Genomic DNA, 16,365 nt, shown 5'->3' on the forward strand with positions numbered 1-16,365 from the left:
TTAATGCTGGCTAAACACAAATGGCATATAACAGGAATAACTTCGCGACAAATTATTATCAATGATAAAGAAGTTTTGTTTCCTTGCCCTGGCTTATCTCTCTTTTGGATATGCATCTGCCCAGGAGCAGCATGTTGTACTGATCAGTATTGACGGTTTACGCCCGGAGTTTTATTTAGACCCGCAATGGGGAATGGTAAATGTCCGTCAGGGCATGGCAAAAGGTTCATATGCTGAAGGTGTCAGAGGGAGTTTTCCAACCGTTACCTACCCATCCCATACCACAATAGTAAGTGGTGTACTTCCGGCTAAACATGGTATTTACTACAATACACCCGTTGAGCCTTTAGGGATTTCAGGCAAATGGTTCTGGTATTACAAAGATATTAAAGTGCCAACCATCTGGACAGCAGCAAAAGATGCCGGATTAAAAACTGCGGGCGTAAGCTGGCCGGTAACAGTCGGCGCCCCTATCGATTATAACCTGCCCGAATATGTCATCCTTCCGAAAGACAAGGGCGAAAAAAAGGATGAGATCAAAGCAATGTCGCAGGAATCAAATCCAAAGGAACTGTTTAAAGAAATTGAAGACAATGCTATTGGTAAATTTGGTGAATTCGGCGCTTCAATTGACTTTTATACCAGCGATCAGAATAAATCGAGAATGGCGGCGTATATCCTTAAAAGGTATAAGCCATCTTTTTTGGCCTTACATATTGCACTGCTCGATCATTTTGAACATGAGCAGGGGCGCGACGGCGATAAGGTAAGATCAGCAATTGTTGGTGCCGATGTGGCGATAAAAACCATTGTCGATGCAGTTGAAGCCGCAGGAATGAGCAAAAATACTACTTTTATCATCACCGGCGATCATGGTTTTGTTGACATCCATACGCAGTTTAAGCCAAATGTAATGCTTGCCCAACTGGGTTTATATGATGATGCGAACAAAGAAAACTGGAAAGCCTATTTTCAGCAAAGCGGTGGCTCATCATTCTTACATCTTAAAGACCCAAAAGATAAAGCAAGCCTTGAAAAAGTAAGACAGGGATTGAGTAAGCTTCCCGAGGGTATTCAACGGATGTTCCATGTACTGGATAAAGAAGCGGTGACAAAAGCTCAGGGTGATCCAAATGCGTTTATAGCATTGGCTGCCAACCAGGGTTTCAGTTTTGGCGCTGCCGCAACTGGCGAAATGCTTGCTCCGGCAAGCGGAGGTACACATGGTTACCTGCCTACAGATTTTAAGGAAATACAAACCGGTTTTGTGGCTTTTGGTAAAGGAATTAAAACAGGTACGGTTATTCCCCTAATGGGTCAGGAAGATATCGCACCCCTTATTGCAAAATTGTTAAACCTAAATTTGAGAACCGACGGTGTATTGTACCCGGGCCTGCTGGCACCGGCGAAGAAGTAAATTCTATTTATAATATGTGTTTTATTAAGGGCCGTCGGAAGACGGCCTTTTTGTGTTAATATTAACTTAACCTAAAGCTCCTTTCTTTGTCGAAAATTATCAATCATCAAATGATAAAGTATACCATCATATTCCTGCTCCTCATTTTTATTTCGTCAACTGGTTTTGCACAGCATGAAACCCTCGAAAGTTTCAGGGGTGCGGGCTCGGTGAAAGCCATCGAATCATTAACGGAGCTTAAGAAGTTATACGCTAAAGCAATAGAAGAAGGGAATGCACTGCAGGAAGGGCAGTACCTGCAGCAAATGGGAAAGGTTTGTTATAATCAGGGGCATTTCCGGCAATCGCTTGAATTTTATTTAAAGGCAGAAAAGATTTTTAATACCACCAATCAGTCTTTGTTGCTTGCCGCCAATTTAAGTGATATCGGTATATTGTATTACTACATTAAGCAACCGGAAAAAGCCATGAAAAATTATCTCCTGGCACTACGCATCTATCAAAAAGAGAAGAACAGGAAAGGAGAGGCGCTTGTTTTCGGGCACGTGGGACAGCTTTTTGAAAAACGTCAGCGTTATGACAGTGCCTTTTATTATCAGAATCTGGCCCTAAAAATCAACAATCAAATTAAAAATAAAAGCGGAGCAGCTAAAATCTACGAAAATCTCGGTAGCATTTACGAAGATCTTGAAAAGTATGATCAGGCTTACCTTAATTTCAGGCAATCACTCAATTTATATCAGGAAGATCACAACAATTTGGGGAGTATCGAGGTGATTAATAATCTGGGGGATATTCTTAGGAAAACAGGCAGATACAAAGAGAGTGTCGCTCAAACAAAAATTGCGATGCAACTCTCCGCTAAAATGGGTAACAGCTACCAGCTTGCTTCCTGTTGCAGAGATCTTGGAAAAGCTTATGAGCTAATGAATCAAATGGACAGCGCCTATCACTATATACAGTTGGGATACAAACATACGCTTGATCTTTATTCGGAAGACGGGGCTAGACAGGTTGCTTTCCTGCAGGTATTGTACGATATCAACAAAAAGTCAGATGAAATCAACATGCTCCAGAATGATAAAAAGATCAACAGAATCGTCGCGGTTTCAGCAACTATTGTACTGATCTTGCTGGTGGTGTTAGGCTTCGTGATTTTCAGCAGGCAGCGCTTTAAAATAAAAGATCAGCAAATGCTGTCGCGTCAAAAAGAAATCGAACATGATTTAACCAGCCTTGAACTTAAAAACCTCCAGCTGGAAGAACAGCAGCTTAAACAGCAGCTCGAGGTAAAAAGCAGGGAATTATCAACCCATACCCTTAACCTGATTAAGCACAATCAATTCCTGGAAAACCTGCGTAACACGTTGCAGGCCATGGTGAAGGACGATAAACGCGACCAGAAGAAGCAGATAAACCAGATTCTTGCCGAAATTAATCAGAGCTTTAACCACGAACGGAACTGGAAAGAATTTACACAGGCTTTTGAACAGGTTCACCATCAGTTTCTCGAAAATCTGAAGAAGTTTAGCCTCGAACTAACCTCTGCCGACATGCGCTTGATTACACTTCTAAAAATGAATCTCGACTCATCAGATATCGCCACGTTGCTGGGGATTTCGACAGATAGCCTTCGCGTATCCCGTTACAGGCTGCGTAAAAAACTTAATCTGGAGCAAGGTGATAATCTGACAGCGTTTTTACAGGCCCTTTAAAGCGTTACAGCTCCTGATTATAGTACCATTTTTCTATTCATTTTATGGCTTAACAATTTGTTAATGTAACGGTAATAAAAGCATAACGGCGCATTTATTATCAAATAAATAGTTGTAAATGAGTTGTTTGTATTTTGATGTTGCCTTTTGATATATGGTGCTGGTAACGATGTTGCCTTTATGTAACCCCAAAAATTTTTCCGTTTCACAGCAGGTAAACACCTTTGTGCTGTCGATAAAAAACAGATGACATTACTAAACACAATGAACAAACTTTTACAAATGCTATTTCTCTTTTTATTTTGTGCAGGCACAGCCAGTGCTACAAAAATTAAAGGACATGTTTACGATAAGCAAACGGGCGAGGCCATCGTGGGTGCAACTGTTATGCTTGAAAATCCAAAGCGGATTACCAATACTGGTTTGGATGGAACGTTTGAATTTAAAGGGGTTGCGGCAGGTCCCGCCAGAATCAGTGTAAGCTACATCACTTACAAAACCATCACTAAAAGTATTGTGGTACTTAAAGAAGACAACGATCACCTGAAGTTTTATTTAGAAAGTGATTCGAAAAGTCTGGACGATGTAACCATTAAAACAAATGCAGTAAGTGCTACCGATCAGGGTGCCAGAAGGCTGGAGAAAAACGCCACACAGGTAATGAACATCGTATCAGGAAGGGCTATAGAAATCTCACCTGATTTAACGGTAGCCAATGTGATGCAAAGGGTTTCTGGCGTATCTATAGAACGGAACAGCAATGGCGACGGGCAATATGCTATTCTACGCGGTATGGACAAGCGCTATAACTATACGCTGGTAAACGGTGTAAAAATCCCGAGTCCCGATAATAAGTACCGCTATGTTCCCCTTGATCTTTTTCCGTCTGATTTACTCGATCGTTTGGAAGTATATAAAACTTTAACACCAAATTTAGAAGGAGATGCCATAGGCGGTGCAATCAATATGGTCATGAAAAATGCACCAGGCAAATTCCAGGTGAATGCAAACCTTTCTTCGGGATACAGCCAGTTATTTTTCGACCGTAAGTTTGCCAGTTTCAATTCATCAGGCATAAATTATAAATCGCCTTACGAGCTAAATGGCAAAGCCTACAATGCTACTCAAAACGACTTTACCAAAGGAACACTGGATTATAAATACAAAAATCCGGCACCTAACGTAATCGGAAGTTTATCATTAAGCCAAAGGTTTTTGGATAACAAACTCGGCGTGGTAGTTGCAGGCAGTTACCAGAATACCTATCGCGGCAGCAACAGTACTTTCTACAATACTGCAGTCAACGGAACCGATGCTTATTCGGTAATTACCAGTAAAATTTATAGAGAATACTCCGAGCAGCAGCAGCGGTTGGGCTTGCACAGTAAGGTTGATTACACATTCAACAAAAACCACCAGTTAAGTTTATACAATGTGTATGTAAACCTGAAAAATGAACAGCTTCGCGATGCAGTAACTACTACCTACAACGGAGTTTATAATCCAACAGCAGGCAATGCCGAATTGGTTTACAATACCCGAAGTCGCTTAACCGAACAGCAGATTTATAACAGCACTTTACATGGAGATCATAAATTCTTTGATGAAAAATTTAAAGTACAATGGTCGGCGGTATATTCATCAGCTAAAAACGATGTTCCCGAAAATACCAGTATCAGTTTAAACGGTTTGGAGCAAAATTTACAGAGCCGCCGTACAACACTGGTGAACACTAATCCGGTTACACGCAGATGGGAGCGCAATACAGACGAAGACCTTGCAGGATATCTTGATCTTACCTACAGCATCAAAGCAGGAAATGATAAACTGGATATAATGGCTGGAGGTTTGTACCGCGATAAACAAAGAAGCAGCTTTTTCAATAACTATAACCTTGCTCCAAATGCAGCAGATGCAGCTAAGGTTTATGGGGTAGACTATCAGAATTATACCGATCTGAAACTGGTAGTAAGCAACCCTACAGGAGCAGTAGCCAATTCGCTAACCTACGATGCCTCGGAGAAAATCAGTGCAGGATATGTAATGTTCAAATATATATCGAAGAAGATTGAAGTAACCGGAGGTGCAAGGGTTGAACACACCAATCAGGGTTATAACTTACTTTTTCCTGCCGGAGAAACCTATCCGAAAGGTCAGCAGGTTTATACAGATGTATTGCCGAGTGTGAATGCCAAATATTTCCTGACTGCAAAAGCACAATTACACGCATCCTATTATAAAGCACTAAACCGTCCTGGTTTTTATGAAATTGTACCGGGTAAGGTGGTAAATGAAGAATTTCAGGAGCGTGGCAATCCAAACCTTAAACGTGCCCTTGCCGATAATTACGATTTACGTTACGAAGTTTTTCCGGGCGCATCTGAGCAGTTGTTGGTGGGCGCTTTCTATAAAAGGATAAAAGACCCGATTGAATATACCTTTCAGGCCGATGCTACCCGTGGACAGGATATTTTTCACACACCCGGAAACTTTGGTACAGCCAATAATTACGGAGCTGAAATTGATTACATCAAATACTTCAGCAAAATAGGAGTGAAGGCCAATTATACCTATACACATTCACGCATTACAACACCAAAAACAACAAGGATTATTAACCCCACTACAGGCGATATCCAGGCTATTACTGTTGATCAGACACGTCCGCTGTATGGCCAGTCTGAGCATATTGCCAATGTATCCTTTTTATTCAAGGACAGCAAAAAAGGCTGGGATGCACAGGTAGCAGGTGCCTATACCGGCCCGCGGATCAATACCATTTCGCAGTTTGTAAATAACGATTTATGGCAGGAAGGATTTGTGCAGATGGATGCTTCTGCCGAGAAAAGATTTAAAGGCGGAATGAGTGTATTCATAAAGGCAAACAACATCCTCAATACACCAACCAAACTTTACATCAAAGGTACCAATGCCCAGAACAATAAAATTGCCGAAGACCTGGTAAAAGACGGCCATACTTTGGTGAGAAGCGACTACTACGGTCAAAGTTACCTATTGGGATTCAGATATAAGTTTAACTAATAATGATAAATAAGAAAGACATGAAAACGAATCAGTTTTTTACAATACTCATCCTTTTTGTACTGACACTTAGCGGATGCGAAAAAGCGAATATCGATGTAGATACCGCTGCGGTAGATGGTGCCGCCATTGGCGAAGTCTCGGGCGTTTGGGCAAGAGGAAGTACCCAGGTAATTAAAGGCGACATTATTATCCCCGAAGGAAAAACACTGACTATTGAAGAAGGGGTAACGGTGTTAATGGATACACTGGCAAAACCTGAAATCATCGTTAAAGGAAACCTGTATGCTTTAGGTACAGCAGAAAATCCGGTTAAATTCACCGTTGGCGATTTATATAAAACCGCCCAAAAGAAATTCGGAAAACTTTGGGGTGGTATCCTGGCCGGGCCAACCTGTGAGGAACTGGTGCTTGACCATACCACAATTGAATATGCAGGTTCAACTACTTCTGATGCTTCAACATCGGTAAAAATGGGATTATATAAAGCCGTTGCCGGCGAAAATCTTCCTGCACTGTGGTTCTCAAATGCAAAAGGTAAACTGGTAGTTCAAAACAGCATATTCAGAAACCTTCAGGAAGATTGTACCTACATTGAAGGCGGTAAAATTATTTTCGCAAATAATGTCTTCTATACCACAGGTGTTACCGGTGGTGAAGCCATGAACTTTAAATCAGGATGTTTGGCAGATATCGGCTATAATCTTGTTTACAGCACCAATACCAATGCGCTTAAACTATCAAATACGGGTGACAAAACACCACAAACCTACATTATTGCTTATAATAATACCTTCGTAAATACCGGCTGGAGAAGACCAACTGCCAAAGGCGGATCAGTATGGTTAGAAAGCACGGTGAGGGCAGACTTGTATAATAACCTTTTTGCCAATACACGCTTTGGTATTAAAAGAGATCCTAAAAAACCCGAAGACAGCCGGTCGGCATACGGCAACAACTGGTATTATGGTTTTGATCAGACCACTGTGAATCAGTTTCAACCTGGATCGAACGATGTAATCGGTGGCAAAAATGATGTGATCAGCACTGTTGCAGGGGCAAATGATCCTAAGTTTGTTAATTATCCGGTAAGTACTTCGGTACTCAATGCAGATTTTAATACCAGCTGGGACTTTCATCTCCAGGGTAATTCACCTGCGCTTGGAAAAGGAATTACTACTTTTACGCGTCATCACCAGGCCGGTATTGTAATGAAAAACGGAATAACCTATACATCACCAGCACCAGCAACTTATGTGGGCGCTTATGGTACTAAGAACTAGAATGAAGCACAATACAATAATCAGCATTGCAGCGATTGCAATTTTAGGCCTCACCATTTCATGTAATGGGCAGGCACAAAAAACGGATGCTAAAGCCGTTAAACCCTTGTATATATCCGATCCTGTAGACTTTGATACCGATGATCCGGCTATCTGGGTCAACCCGTCCGATCCGGCAAAATCGCTGGTAATTGGTACAGATAAGGATACCAATGGAGGATTGTATGTATTCGATTTAAGGGGAAAGATTATCCCGTCGAAAACCGTTCGGGGATTAAAAAGACCCGATAATGTAGACATTGCTTATGGTATAAACCTCGGAGGTAAAAAAACCGATATTGCCATCACAACGGAGCGCTATACCCATAAATTGAGGATATATTCCCTTCCTGATATGAAACCGGTAGACAACGGTGGCATACCGGTATTTGAAGGGGAAACAGGTGTTGAATACCGTGATTTAATGGGCATCGCCATGTATACCAGCCCTCAGGGAAAGATTTATGCCATTGTAGGTCGTAAAACAGGGCCAAAAGAAGGAAGCTATCTGTGGCAGTATGAACTGACGGATAATGGTAAGGGAACTGTAAAAGCCAGTCTGGTAAGAAAGTTTGGTAAGTATAGTGGCAAAAAAGAAATTGAAGCAATCGCTGTTGATAACGAACTCGGATATGTATACTATTGCGATGAGCAGTTTGGTGTAAGACAATATTATGCCGATCCGGCAAAAGGAAACGAAGAGCTGGCCCTATTCGGGCAAGGTGATTTTGCGGTTGATAATGAGGGTATTGCCATTTATAAAACTGCCGGAAATAGAGGCTACGTGCTGGTATCAGACCAGGGTGCACAGCAGCTTAAAGTGTATGGCAGAACAGGAGAGAAGCACCCGCTAATCACGACTATTAAATATTCGGCTAACCAGACGGATGGAATTGATGTTGTGTCGGTACCACTTAATTCCGATTTTAAACACGGACTCCTGGTGGCCATGAGTGATGATAAGACATTTCATTTCTATCGTTGGGAAGATCTTGCCGGAAAATTACTTAACGCAAATCCTTAGATGCTCATTGTATGTTATGAAAGGCGTTATTGGTTTTTAACCAATAACGCCTTTTTGTTTATATCCGGTAGCAGCCTTAATTTTTTAATAAATAAAAACCCATTGTGTTTAATTTACGTTATATTGTTCTACTTTAGTTCATCCCAAATGGAACACAACCCAAACAAAGTAATTTCTGAAGCATATGAGACTGCCAGGCTGAATGCGCTCTATCGCTATAAAATTCTCAATACATTGCCTGAAGAAGCTTTTGATGATCTTGCTAAACTGGCCTGTCAGATTTTTGATTTGCCCGTCTGCCTCATATCATTCATCGGCGCTGAAGAAGTTTTTTATAAAGCCAATGTTGGCTTGGGGCAGGAACCTGGTGAGCTACGGTCAGAAAGTATCTGTACCAACACTATGATGAATGAAGGGGTAACCATAGTAAAAGATATTCATACTATTCCCCGTTTTAAAGATAATCCTTTTGGGATCCGCTTTTATGCCGGTGCGCCACTCATTACTGCCGATGGTTTCCGTATCGGTGCCATATGTGTGCTCAATCAGGAAACCATTGAATTTGATGAGCAGAAGCAGCAAATCCTTTTGGGGCTTGCTAAAATGGTACTGGACAGGGTGGAACTCAGACTCATCGCTCTAAATCAGCAGAAGCTGAAGGAAGATCATGCCAGGTTACTCAGCACAACAGATGAAATTGTTGCAGAAAAAGATCATTTGGTCGAATTTAAAGCCCAGGTGACACAGGCAAATTCTGTTCTCGAAAACAGGCAGGAGCACTTTGAAATCCTTTTTGATCAGGCACCTGTTGCCATTGGTATTTGTTCTGTCCCAGGTAAAATCATTCAAAGGGCAAATGCTGCTTTAGTTAATATATGGACTGATCATACAGATATTACCGGGCAGCCACTCGAAGATATTATCCCGGATGTAGATGGTCAGACCTTTTTGAAAATGATTGATGAGGTTTATGAGTCGGGAAAAGGTTTTCAGGCCAATGAAGTGAAGCTGCAGGTTTGGAATGGAAATCGCATGAAAAGCATTTATGCAAATGTCTCCCTTCAACCTCTGGGCGGTTTAGCAGATAAAATCGATCATGTAATCTTCATCCTCGCTGATGTAACTGAACAGGTTGTTGCCAAACAAATGGTTGAGGAAGCGAATATTGTATTAACGAGTGCCATTGATGCCGGTGGTATGGGATATACAGTGGTAGAGTTTTCAACCGGTAAAATGGTTTCCAACAATCAGTTCAAAAACAACTATGGCTATGCTGCAGACGATGAATTTCATTATTCCGACCTCTTCGATGCCATGCTTCCGAAATACAGGCAAAAGATTAAGCAGGCCGTACAGGAAGCCATTGAAAATAATACCGTTTATCAGGCCGAGTATGAAGTGAAATGGGCCGATGGAACAACACACTGGATTCGTGCCTTTGGCAAACCCAGATACGATATCTATGGGAGAGCATCACATATTATCGGACTCAATAAAATTATAAACCCACCGGCAGCGGGTTAAGATTAGAACGTAAGGTTGGTTCTCAGTCGGCTCAGCGTTTCTGTGCGCATCCCAAGATATGATGCCAGGTGCTTCAGGGGGATTCGGTAGTAGAAATCGGGTTGAATTTCGAGCAGCCTTTTCAATCTTTTTTCACCTTTAGCCAGTCTGATCAGCAAGTTGCGTTCTTCAGCTTCATGATAATGTAGCCAGAGTAGCTTTCGTCCAATGATACTCATTTCAGGAAACAGGGCGAACAAAGTTCTGATCAGGGCATTAGGAATCTGAATGGTACGTGTATCTTCAATGGCATCTATTAGTTGCGGTTTATCTTCATTGAACTGTTTTGGATACAACGTTAACCCTACAATCCGTCCTTCGGTACTTAACCAGGTGGTTACTTCTTCATCATCATCCTTCGCAAAGCCACGCACTGCCCCCGATAAAATAAAGTACATATCAGGTAAATCATCCAGCGGACCGATCAGGTGTTTACGCTTCTTAAAATGCTTTATAGCGGTTTCCTTTATAATCAGGTTCTCCATTTCTATGGGCACGTCGCAGTATTCCGAAAAGTATTTGATAAGTTGCCTTTTCTCGTCTAACGTTTGGTTGTTCATGACAGGTGTTTGATTCAATGTATCCTTTACACAAATGGTGCCGGTAAAACCATAGGTTGTACGTATGCCTGTTTTCTATGGTAACTTTTCTGATTGATAATCCAACATATAGCTGAATTGTGTACGCACGCGTTAAAACGGTTTAGCAGGGCTTCTTAGTATAATTGAGGACACAACTCAAAAGTTTAATTTATTCGTTTGAGTACTCCTTAAAGGGCAAAAGTAAAAAACTTAATCGCCCTTAACCTCGTTTCTATAATAACACTGCGCAAGTAGTGGTTAAATAAAAGGAGTAGCCGAAAACCTCAAACAGAGTAGGCATTATTAAAATTAGAACGTTATGAAACTTCAAGAGTTAAATTTAAACGAAATGAAAGAAATCAACGGTGGTGGTTTATTAGGTGGCAATGATTCATCCAATGCAGGTGGATTAGGTGGCTCACTGGGAATTGGTAATTTATTATCGTTCTCAAATGAAACTACTGATGGAGATGAATCGAGTAAAACCTCGTTCTCTTTAGGAAATAACATCGGTGGAAGCTTAGAAGGTTTATTTCAAAGCTTAACCAGCTAATTTGAATTTAAAAATTCCGATTATTAAAAAGTCCCGCGAATGCGGGACTTTTTAGTTTAAAACAGTCCTTTTTTGGTTTTTCAAAAACCAAAAAAGTCTGTTTGCGTATATATTTCAAGATATGGACAGCGACAAATACATTTTTCCGAAAGAAGTTATCGAGAATACGGCCGAATATCATTTCCATTCGCATCACTCAGCCACTAAAATCATTTATCAGGTATTGCTGGTGGTGTTAGTAGTCGCATTAGTAGCCATGTTCCTCATCAGGGTAGATGTAAACGTTAAAAGTGCAGGATTGTTCAGGCCAACAGCAGAACGCAATGAGATTAAACCTCTGATTTCCGGGCGCATCGACTCACTTTACATTAAAGAGAATATGCATGTCAAAGCAGGGCAGGTGTTGCTTACCATCAGAAAAGAGAATATTGAAAGTCAGGATGCCCTCAATCAATTTCAGCAAACGGATGTCGCAGATCAGCTTCATGACCTTGGTTTACTGATTAATGCCTACCGCAGAAATGACTGGTCAAAAAAACTGCCGTTAAAATCAGGAGTTTACGGACAACAATATAGTTTTTTTATGCAAAGGGTAACCGAAGCAAAGGCACGTTACCAGCTTGCGCTGAAAAACTATGAGCGATACGCTTATCTTTATAAAAAAAGGGCGGTGTCTGCACTGGAATATGATGAGGTAAAGTTGAAAAAAGACAATGTTTTTAATGAATTGTCGCTCATCGGGGAGGATCAGGGAAGTAAATGGCAAACAGAATTAAACCAGCTGAACATTCAGAATCAACAGCTAAATACTAAGGATAAACAATATAATGAGGAAAAGGAATACTACATCATAAAGGCACCCTTAACAGGTACTGTGCAGGAATTGAAAGGGATACAGCCGGGTAGCTCCATTTCTGCCAACGAAATCCTCGGAGAAATATCACCAGACTCAGGTCTTATTGCCGAAACCTATGTGGCACCAAAAGATATTGGCCTCCTTAAAATCGGCACAAAAGCCCGCTTTCAGATCGATGCCTATAATTATAATGAATGGGGAATGGCCACCGGAAAGATTGTATCCATATCCAGTGACATCTTTATGCAAAGTGGTACACAACCCTTTTTTAAGGTTCGCTGCCTGCTCGATAAAAACAGCCTCCATCTTAAAAATGGCTATGTAGGTAAAATCAAAAAGGGAATGACTTTACAGGCCAGATTTTTTGTTACCCGCAGAACATTGTTTCAATTATTATATGATAAAGCCGACGATTGGCTCAACCCAAATGTGATACCCGGAGCTCAGGAAACAACCATCAGCAAATTATGACAAAGAAGCCCAACTTGTTTAGCCGATTATTTGGAAGACTATCATCTGGCAAAAAGCCTGCAAGAACGTTAGTGAAACAACATGATGTAACCGATTGTGGTGCCGCATGCCTGGCTTCCATCAGTATTTATTATGGACTCGATCTTCCTATTGCCCGAATCAGGCAGTATGCCTCTACCGATAAAAAAGGAACAAATGTGTTGGGCTTGATCGAAGCTGCCTCCCGGCTGGGTTTTTCTGCAAAAGGGGTGAAGGCCGGTTATGAAAATCTGTTCAGCATTCCCCTTCCCGTAATTGCGCATGTGGTGCAAAATAACATTCATCATTATGTAGTTATTTATGGCATCCATTCAGATTATATTGAGATAATGGATCCTGCTTTTGGTGAGATGCTGCGGATATCGCACGACGACTTTCGCCGTCAGTGGAGCGGGGTATTGGTGATGTTATTGCCCGGTGATGATTTTACTGCCGGAACGGAACGAATCTCGCTCGAAAAAAGATTTTTATACCTCCTGATGCCCCACCGCTCTGTGCTGATTCAGGTACTCATTGGTGCAATATTTTATACTATTCTGGGTTTATCAACTTCAATTTTTCTTCAAAAAATTGTAGATAATGTATTGCCTGAAGGAAATACCAATTTGCTTAATCTCATGGGAACAGTGATGATCATCATCATTTTACTGCAGATTTTTATCAATTATGCCAAAACACTACTGACCATAAAAACCGGTCAGCAAATAGATGCCCGGCTGATATTAGGTTACTACAAACACCTGCTCAATCTGCCCCAGCAGTTTTTCGACACCATGAGGGTGGGGGAGATTATTTCCAGGATGAATGACGCTGTTAAAATCAGGGCCTTCATCAACGATGTGCTGATTGGATTTGCGGTAAATGTATTTATCCTTATTTTTTCTTTTGCCCTGATGTTTACCTACTACTGGAAACTCGCCCTGATTATGCTTACTGTTATCCCACTGTATGCCATCATATATTATGTATCGAACAGGTTAAACCGTAGTACACAGCGCAAACTGATGGAGAAGAGCGCAGATCTGGAAAATCAGCTGGTAGAATCAGTAAACTCAGTGAGTACCATCAAAAGATTCGGGCTGGAAAACTTTGCTAATCTCAAAACAGAGATCCGTTTTATTGAGTTGCTGAAAACCGTTTACACTTCAGGGACCAACTCATTGCTGGTGGGCAATGCCAGTAGTTTTGTATCCAGTATTTTTGCTGTCATTTTGTTGTGGGCAGGTGCCAGCTTTGTGCTGCAAAATTTGATTACTCCAGGTGAACTCCTTTCATTTTACGCCATTATTGGCTATTTTACAGGCCCTGTAATTGGCCTTATCGGCATGAATAAAGTTTTCCAGGATGCCCGGATTGCCGCCGACCGCCTCTTTGAAATCATGGATCTGGAGAGAGAGAAAACTGAGAACCGTACGGAGCTCACCTCTGATATGATTGGCGACATTGAATTCAGGAATGTAAATTTCAGATATGGTACACGCGTTACTGTATTTGAAGATTTCAGTTTAAAGGTTCCTAAAGGTAAAATCACAGCCGTTGTTGGAGAAAGTGGTTCCGGAAAAACCACGCTGCTTTCGCTACTGCAAAATATCTATCCATTGCAATCGGGTCACATCATGATCGGGGAATATGATATCAATTACCTCACTAACGTTAGCCTTAGGAAACTGGTAGCAGTAGTGCCGCAAGATGTGCACCTTTTTGCCGGAAATGTAATCGAAAACATCGCCATCGGCGATATGGAACCTGATATGAAAAAAATCATCCGCATCTGCGGACAGCTGCATATTCTCGATTTCATTGAACATCTGCCGCAGGGGTTTGAAACATATCTGGGAGAAAATGCCACAAACCTTTCTGGTGGACAACGTCAGCGCTTGGCTATTGCCAGGGCATTGTACAGGGAACCTGAAATATTAATCCTGGATGAAGCAACATCCTCTCTCGATTCGACTTCCGAAGAATACATTCATCACGCTGTGGCGCTACTTCGCGAAGCGGGCAAAACCATTATCTTAATTGCCCATCGGTTAAGTACGGTGGTGAATGCCGATAAAATTGCAGTACTTAAGCGCGGTGAACTTCTTGAGGAAGGTACTCATCAGGCACTGCTTAAAAAGAAAGGTGCATATATGGAAATGTGGAAAAAGCAATTTCCACTGCTGGAACAGGCTTAGTAATCAAGCTGTTATAGCTTGTTAATGTTTATCCCGTTCTAAAATGCGGGTAAAACCGAAAGCGGTTGCAAACCTATAAATCATTGGCTGCAACCGCTTTATTTTTTAAGGTCTGCGCTAATCCGCCGTATAGGCCGAAACCCCTCCACCATTGCAGTGGAATGTTCCCCAGCCATCCTCATTGATAACCACTTCCTGTTCTATATTACCTAGCCTGTCACGAAATACCCGCCCTGCGAATTCTTTTCCCATTTCCATATCTTTAAATCCGGCATCACCGTTGGAGATGATCACCGCAATACCTGAACCCGGTCTGTCAGCATCACCATCTACAGTCCAGCCAATACAATTAGGATGGTCAAAATAATCACGTTGTGTGCCATAAACATTGTTTTTTCTAAGCCCCAGCAGCGTTTGAATTTGTGGAATCGCTTCCAGCGTTACTTCATGTTTTTCACCATCATTCCCCTCATCACTGTATTTTGCCCCATAAAGATCAGGATAAAAAATGCATGGATATCCTGTAGCCCTCAATAGGATCATGGCGTAGGCCAGAGGACGAAACCATAGGTCGACCGTCTGCTCCAGGGATTGTAAAGGTTGTGTGTCGTGATTTTCTACGAGTGTAACCGCAAGTTCAGGTCTGGCCTCAACCAGCGTCCCTGAAAAGATTGTTGCAAGATCAAATTCATTTCCCTGCTTGGAAGCATTCGAGAAGTTCGCCTGAAGGCAGGCATCAAACAAAGACATCCGGCCTTCTGTGGCGTCAATATAACGCAACATATCATCAAGTTTTCCCGGCGACCAATATTCACCAACGGTAAAAAGTTCCTTTCCGGTTACTGATCTCATATGATCAAGCCATTCATTATAAAATGTTGCCGGCATATGTTTAATGGCATCAAGCCTGAAGCCATCGAAACCCACTGTTTCATGAAACCACTCTCCCCAACGTTTAAGCTCTTCCACTACACTGGGGTTCCTGAAGTCTATATCCGATAGCATCAGGTAATCGTAATTTCCGTTTTCCGTATCCAGAACATCCTGCCAGCCTTCACCATACTGATTCTGTATGCTGTATATTGCTGATTCTCCAGTTTTTTCGTCGTAATCAACACCGGTAAAGCACTGAAAATCCCACTGAAAAGGTGAATATTTTCCCTCGCGGCCAGGGAAAGTAAATTTCGTGTAAGCTTCTATCTCAAAGGGTTCGGAGGTAAATTCGTTACGGTTTTCCGGGTTCACCTTTCTTACCGTGATGGTTTCGGTTTCATCACCACCGCCGAGGTGGTTCAGTACAATATCCATATAAACCTGCAAGCCTGCAGCTTGTCCGGCTTTTACTGCGCGCAGCAATTCTTCCCTAGTGCCGTATTTCGTCGCTACACTCCCTTTCTGGTCAAACTCACCAAGGTCGTAATGATCATACACATCATAACCGGTTGATACGCCGCCATCCATACCTTTGTGTGCTGGAGGTAACCAAAGTGTATCGATTCCAAAAGTCTTAAGTTCTTCAGCCTCCCGTTCCATTTTCTTCCAAAGGCTCCCGTCTGCGGGGTAATACCATTGAAAATATTGAAGCATAGTAAAGTTTTCCATTAT

11 protein-coding genes are annotated in these 16,365 nt (G+C 41.8%); 9 read left to right on the top strand and 2 right to left on the bottom strand.

Annotated features, from left to right (window positions below):
* Positions 1-61: 61 nt before the first annotated feature.
* From AC570I_RS15880 to AC570I_RS15905, 6 genes are all read left to right on the top strand, one after another.
* Positions 62-1,417, top strand: a complete 1,356-nt coding sequence (locus AC570I_RS15880) for an alkaline phosphatase family protein (RefSeq protein ID WP_497406236.1) — start codon at positions 62-64, stop codon at positions 1,415-1,417.
* A 110-nt stretch (positions 1,418-1,527) separates the two neighbouring features.
* Positions 1,528-3,132, top strand: a complete 1,605-nt coding sequence (locus AC570I_RS15885) for a tetratricopeptide repeat protein (protein ID WP_497406237.1) — start codon at positions 1,528-1,530, stop codon at positions 3,130-3,132.
* Positions 3,133-3,396: 264 nt separating this feature from the next.
* On the top strand, positions 3,397-6,174 hold the full coding sequence (locus tag AC570I_RS15890; protein WP_497406238.1) for a TonB-dependent receptor: 2,778 nt from the start codon (positions 3,397-3,399) through the stop codon (positions 6,172-6,174).
* Between the two features lie 20 nt (positions 6,175-6,194).
* Positions 6,195-7,457 carry a right-handed parallel beta-helix repeat-containing protein gene (locus AC570I_RS15895; protein WP_497406239.1) on the top strand — a complete coding sequence of 421 codons (1,263 nt, stop codon included), beginning with the start codon at positions 6,195-6,197 and terminating at the stop codon, positions 7,455-7,457.
* Between the two features lies 1 nt (position 7,458).
* Complete coding sequence (locus AC570I_RS15900; protein ID WP_497406240.1) at positions 7,459-8,520, top strand: phytase; 1,062 nt, start codon at positions 7,459-7,461, stop codon at positions 8,518-8,520.
* A 147-nt stretch (positions 8,521-8,667) separates the two neighbouring features.
* Positions 8,668-10,044 carry a GAF and PAS domain-containing protein gene (locus tag AC570I_RS15905; RefSeq protein WP_497406241.1) on the top strand — a complete coding sequence of 459 codons (1,377 nt, stop codon included), beginning with the start codon at positions 8,668-8,670 and terminating at the stop codon, positions 10,042-10,044.
* 2 nt (positions 10,045-10,046) lie between these two features.
* Here AC570I_RS15905 and AC570I_RS15910 read toward each other — a convergent pair whose 3' ends face one another.
* Positions 10,047-10,643 (bottom strand): Crp/Fnr family transcriptional regulator, encoded by a 597-nt coding sequence (locus tag AC570I_RS15910; protein ID WP_497406242.1) that lies wholly within the window; start codon positions 10,641-10,643, stop codon positions 10,047-10,049.
* Positions 10,644-10,983: 340 nt separating this feature from the next.
* Between AC570I_RS15910 and AC570I_RS15915 the strand changes: the two genes are divergently transcribed.
* From AC570I_RS15915 to AC570I_RS15925, 3 genes are all read left to right on the top strand, one after another.
* Positions 10,984-11,217, top strand: coding sequence for a hypothetical protein (locus tag AC570I_RS15915; protein WP_047800644.1), 234 nt, complete (start codon positions 10,984-10,986; stop codon positions 11,215-11,217).
* Positions 11,218-11,338: 121 nt separating this feature from the next.
* Positions 11,339-12,544: an HlyD family secretion protein gene (locus AC570I_RS15920; RefSeq protein WP_497406243.1), complete on the top strand. Its 1,206-nt coding sequence runs from the start codon at positions 11,339-11,341 to the stop codon at positions 12,542-12,544.
* Positions 12,541-14,760 carry a peptidase domain-containing ABC transporter gene (locus tag AC570I_RS15925; protein WP_497406244.1) on the top strand — a complete coding sequence of 740 codons (2,220 nt, stop codon included), beginning with the start codon at positions 12,541-12,543 and terminating at the stop codon, positions 14,758-14,760. Before AC570I_RS15920 ends, AC570I_RS15925 begins: the two co-directional genes overlap by 4 nt.
* 117 nt (positions 14,761-14,877) lie before the next feature.
* Here the strand turns inward: AC570I_RS15925 and AC570I_RS15930 are convergent, their stop codons facing one another.
* A complete protein-coding gene (locus AC570I_RS15930; protein WP_497406245.1) occupies positions 14,878-16,362 on the bottom strand; it encodes an alpha-amylase in 1,485 nt (494 codons plus the stop codon).
* Between the last annotated feature and the right edge of the window lie 3 nt (positions 16,363-16,365).

The organism is Pedobacter sp. A2324, assembly GCF_059693705.1.

Excerpts from the sequence above, each read along its gene's own strand:
- AC570I_RS15900 (WP_497406240.1), top strand. The coding sequence starts at position 7,459 with ATGAAGCACAATACAATAATCAGCATTGCAGCGATTGCAATTTTAGGC.
- AC570I_RS15880 (WP_497406236.1), top strand. The coding sequence starts at position 62 with ATGATAAAGAAGTTTTGTTTCCTTGCCCTGGCTTATCTCTCTTTTGGA.
- AC570I_RS15905 (WP_497406241.1), top strand. The coding sequence starts at position 8,668 with ATGGAACACAACCCAAACAAAGTAATTTCTGAAGCATATGAGACTGCC.
- AC570I_RS15930 (WP_497406245.1), bottom strand. The coding sequence starts at position 16,362 with ATGGAAAACTTTACTATGCTTCAATATTTTCAATGGTATTACCCCGCA.
- AC570I_RS15890 (WP_497406238.1), top strand. The coding sequence starts at position 3,397 with ATGAACAAACTTTTACAAATGCTATTTCTCTTTTTATTTTGTGCAGGC.
- AC570I_RS15915 (WP_047800644.1), top strand. The coding sequence starts at position 10,984 with ATGAAACTTCAAGAGTTAAATTTAAACGAAATGAAAGAAATCAACGGT.
- AC570I_RS15885 (WP_497406237.1), top strand. The coding sequence starts at position 1,528 with ATGATAAAGTATACCATCATATTCCTGCTCCTCATTTTTATTTCGTCA.
- AC570I_RS15925 (WP_497406244.1), top strand. The coding sequence starts at position 12,541 with ATGACAAAGAAGCCCAACTTGTTTAGCCGATTATTTGGAAGACTATCA.
- AC570I_RS15910 (WP_497406242.1), bottom strand. The coding sequence starts at position 10,643 with ATGAACAACCAAACGTTAGACGAGAAAAGGCAACTTATCAAATACTTT.
- AC570I_RS15920 (WP_497406243.1), top strand. The coding sequence starts at position 11,339 with ATGGACAGCGACAAATACATTTTTCCGAAAGAAGTTATCGAGAATACG.
- AC570I_RS15895 (WP_497406239.1), top strand. The coding sequence starts at position 6,195 with ATGAAAACGAATCAGTTTTTTACAATACTCATCCTTTTTGTACTGACA.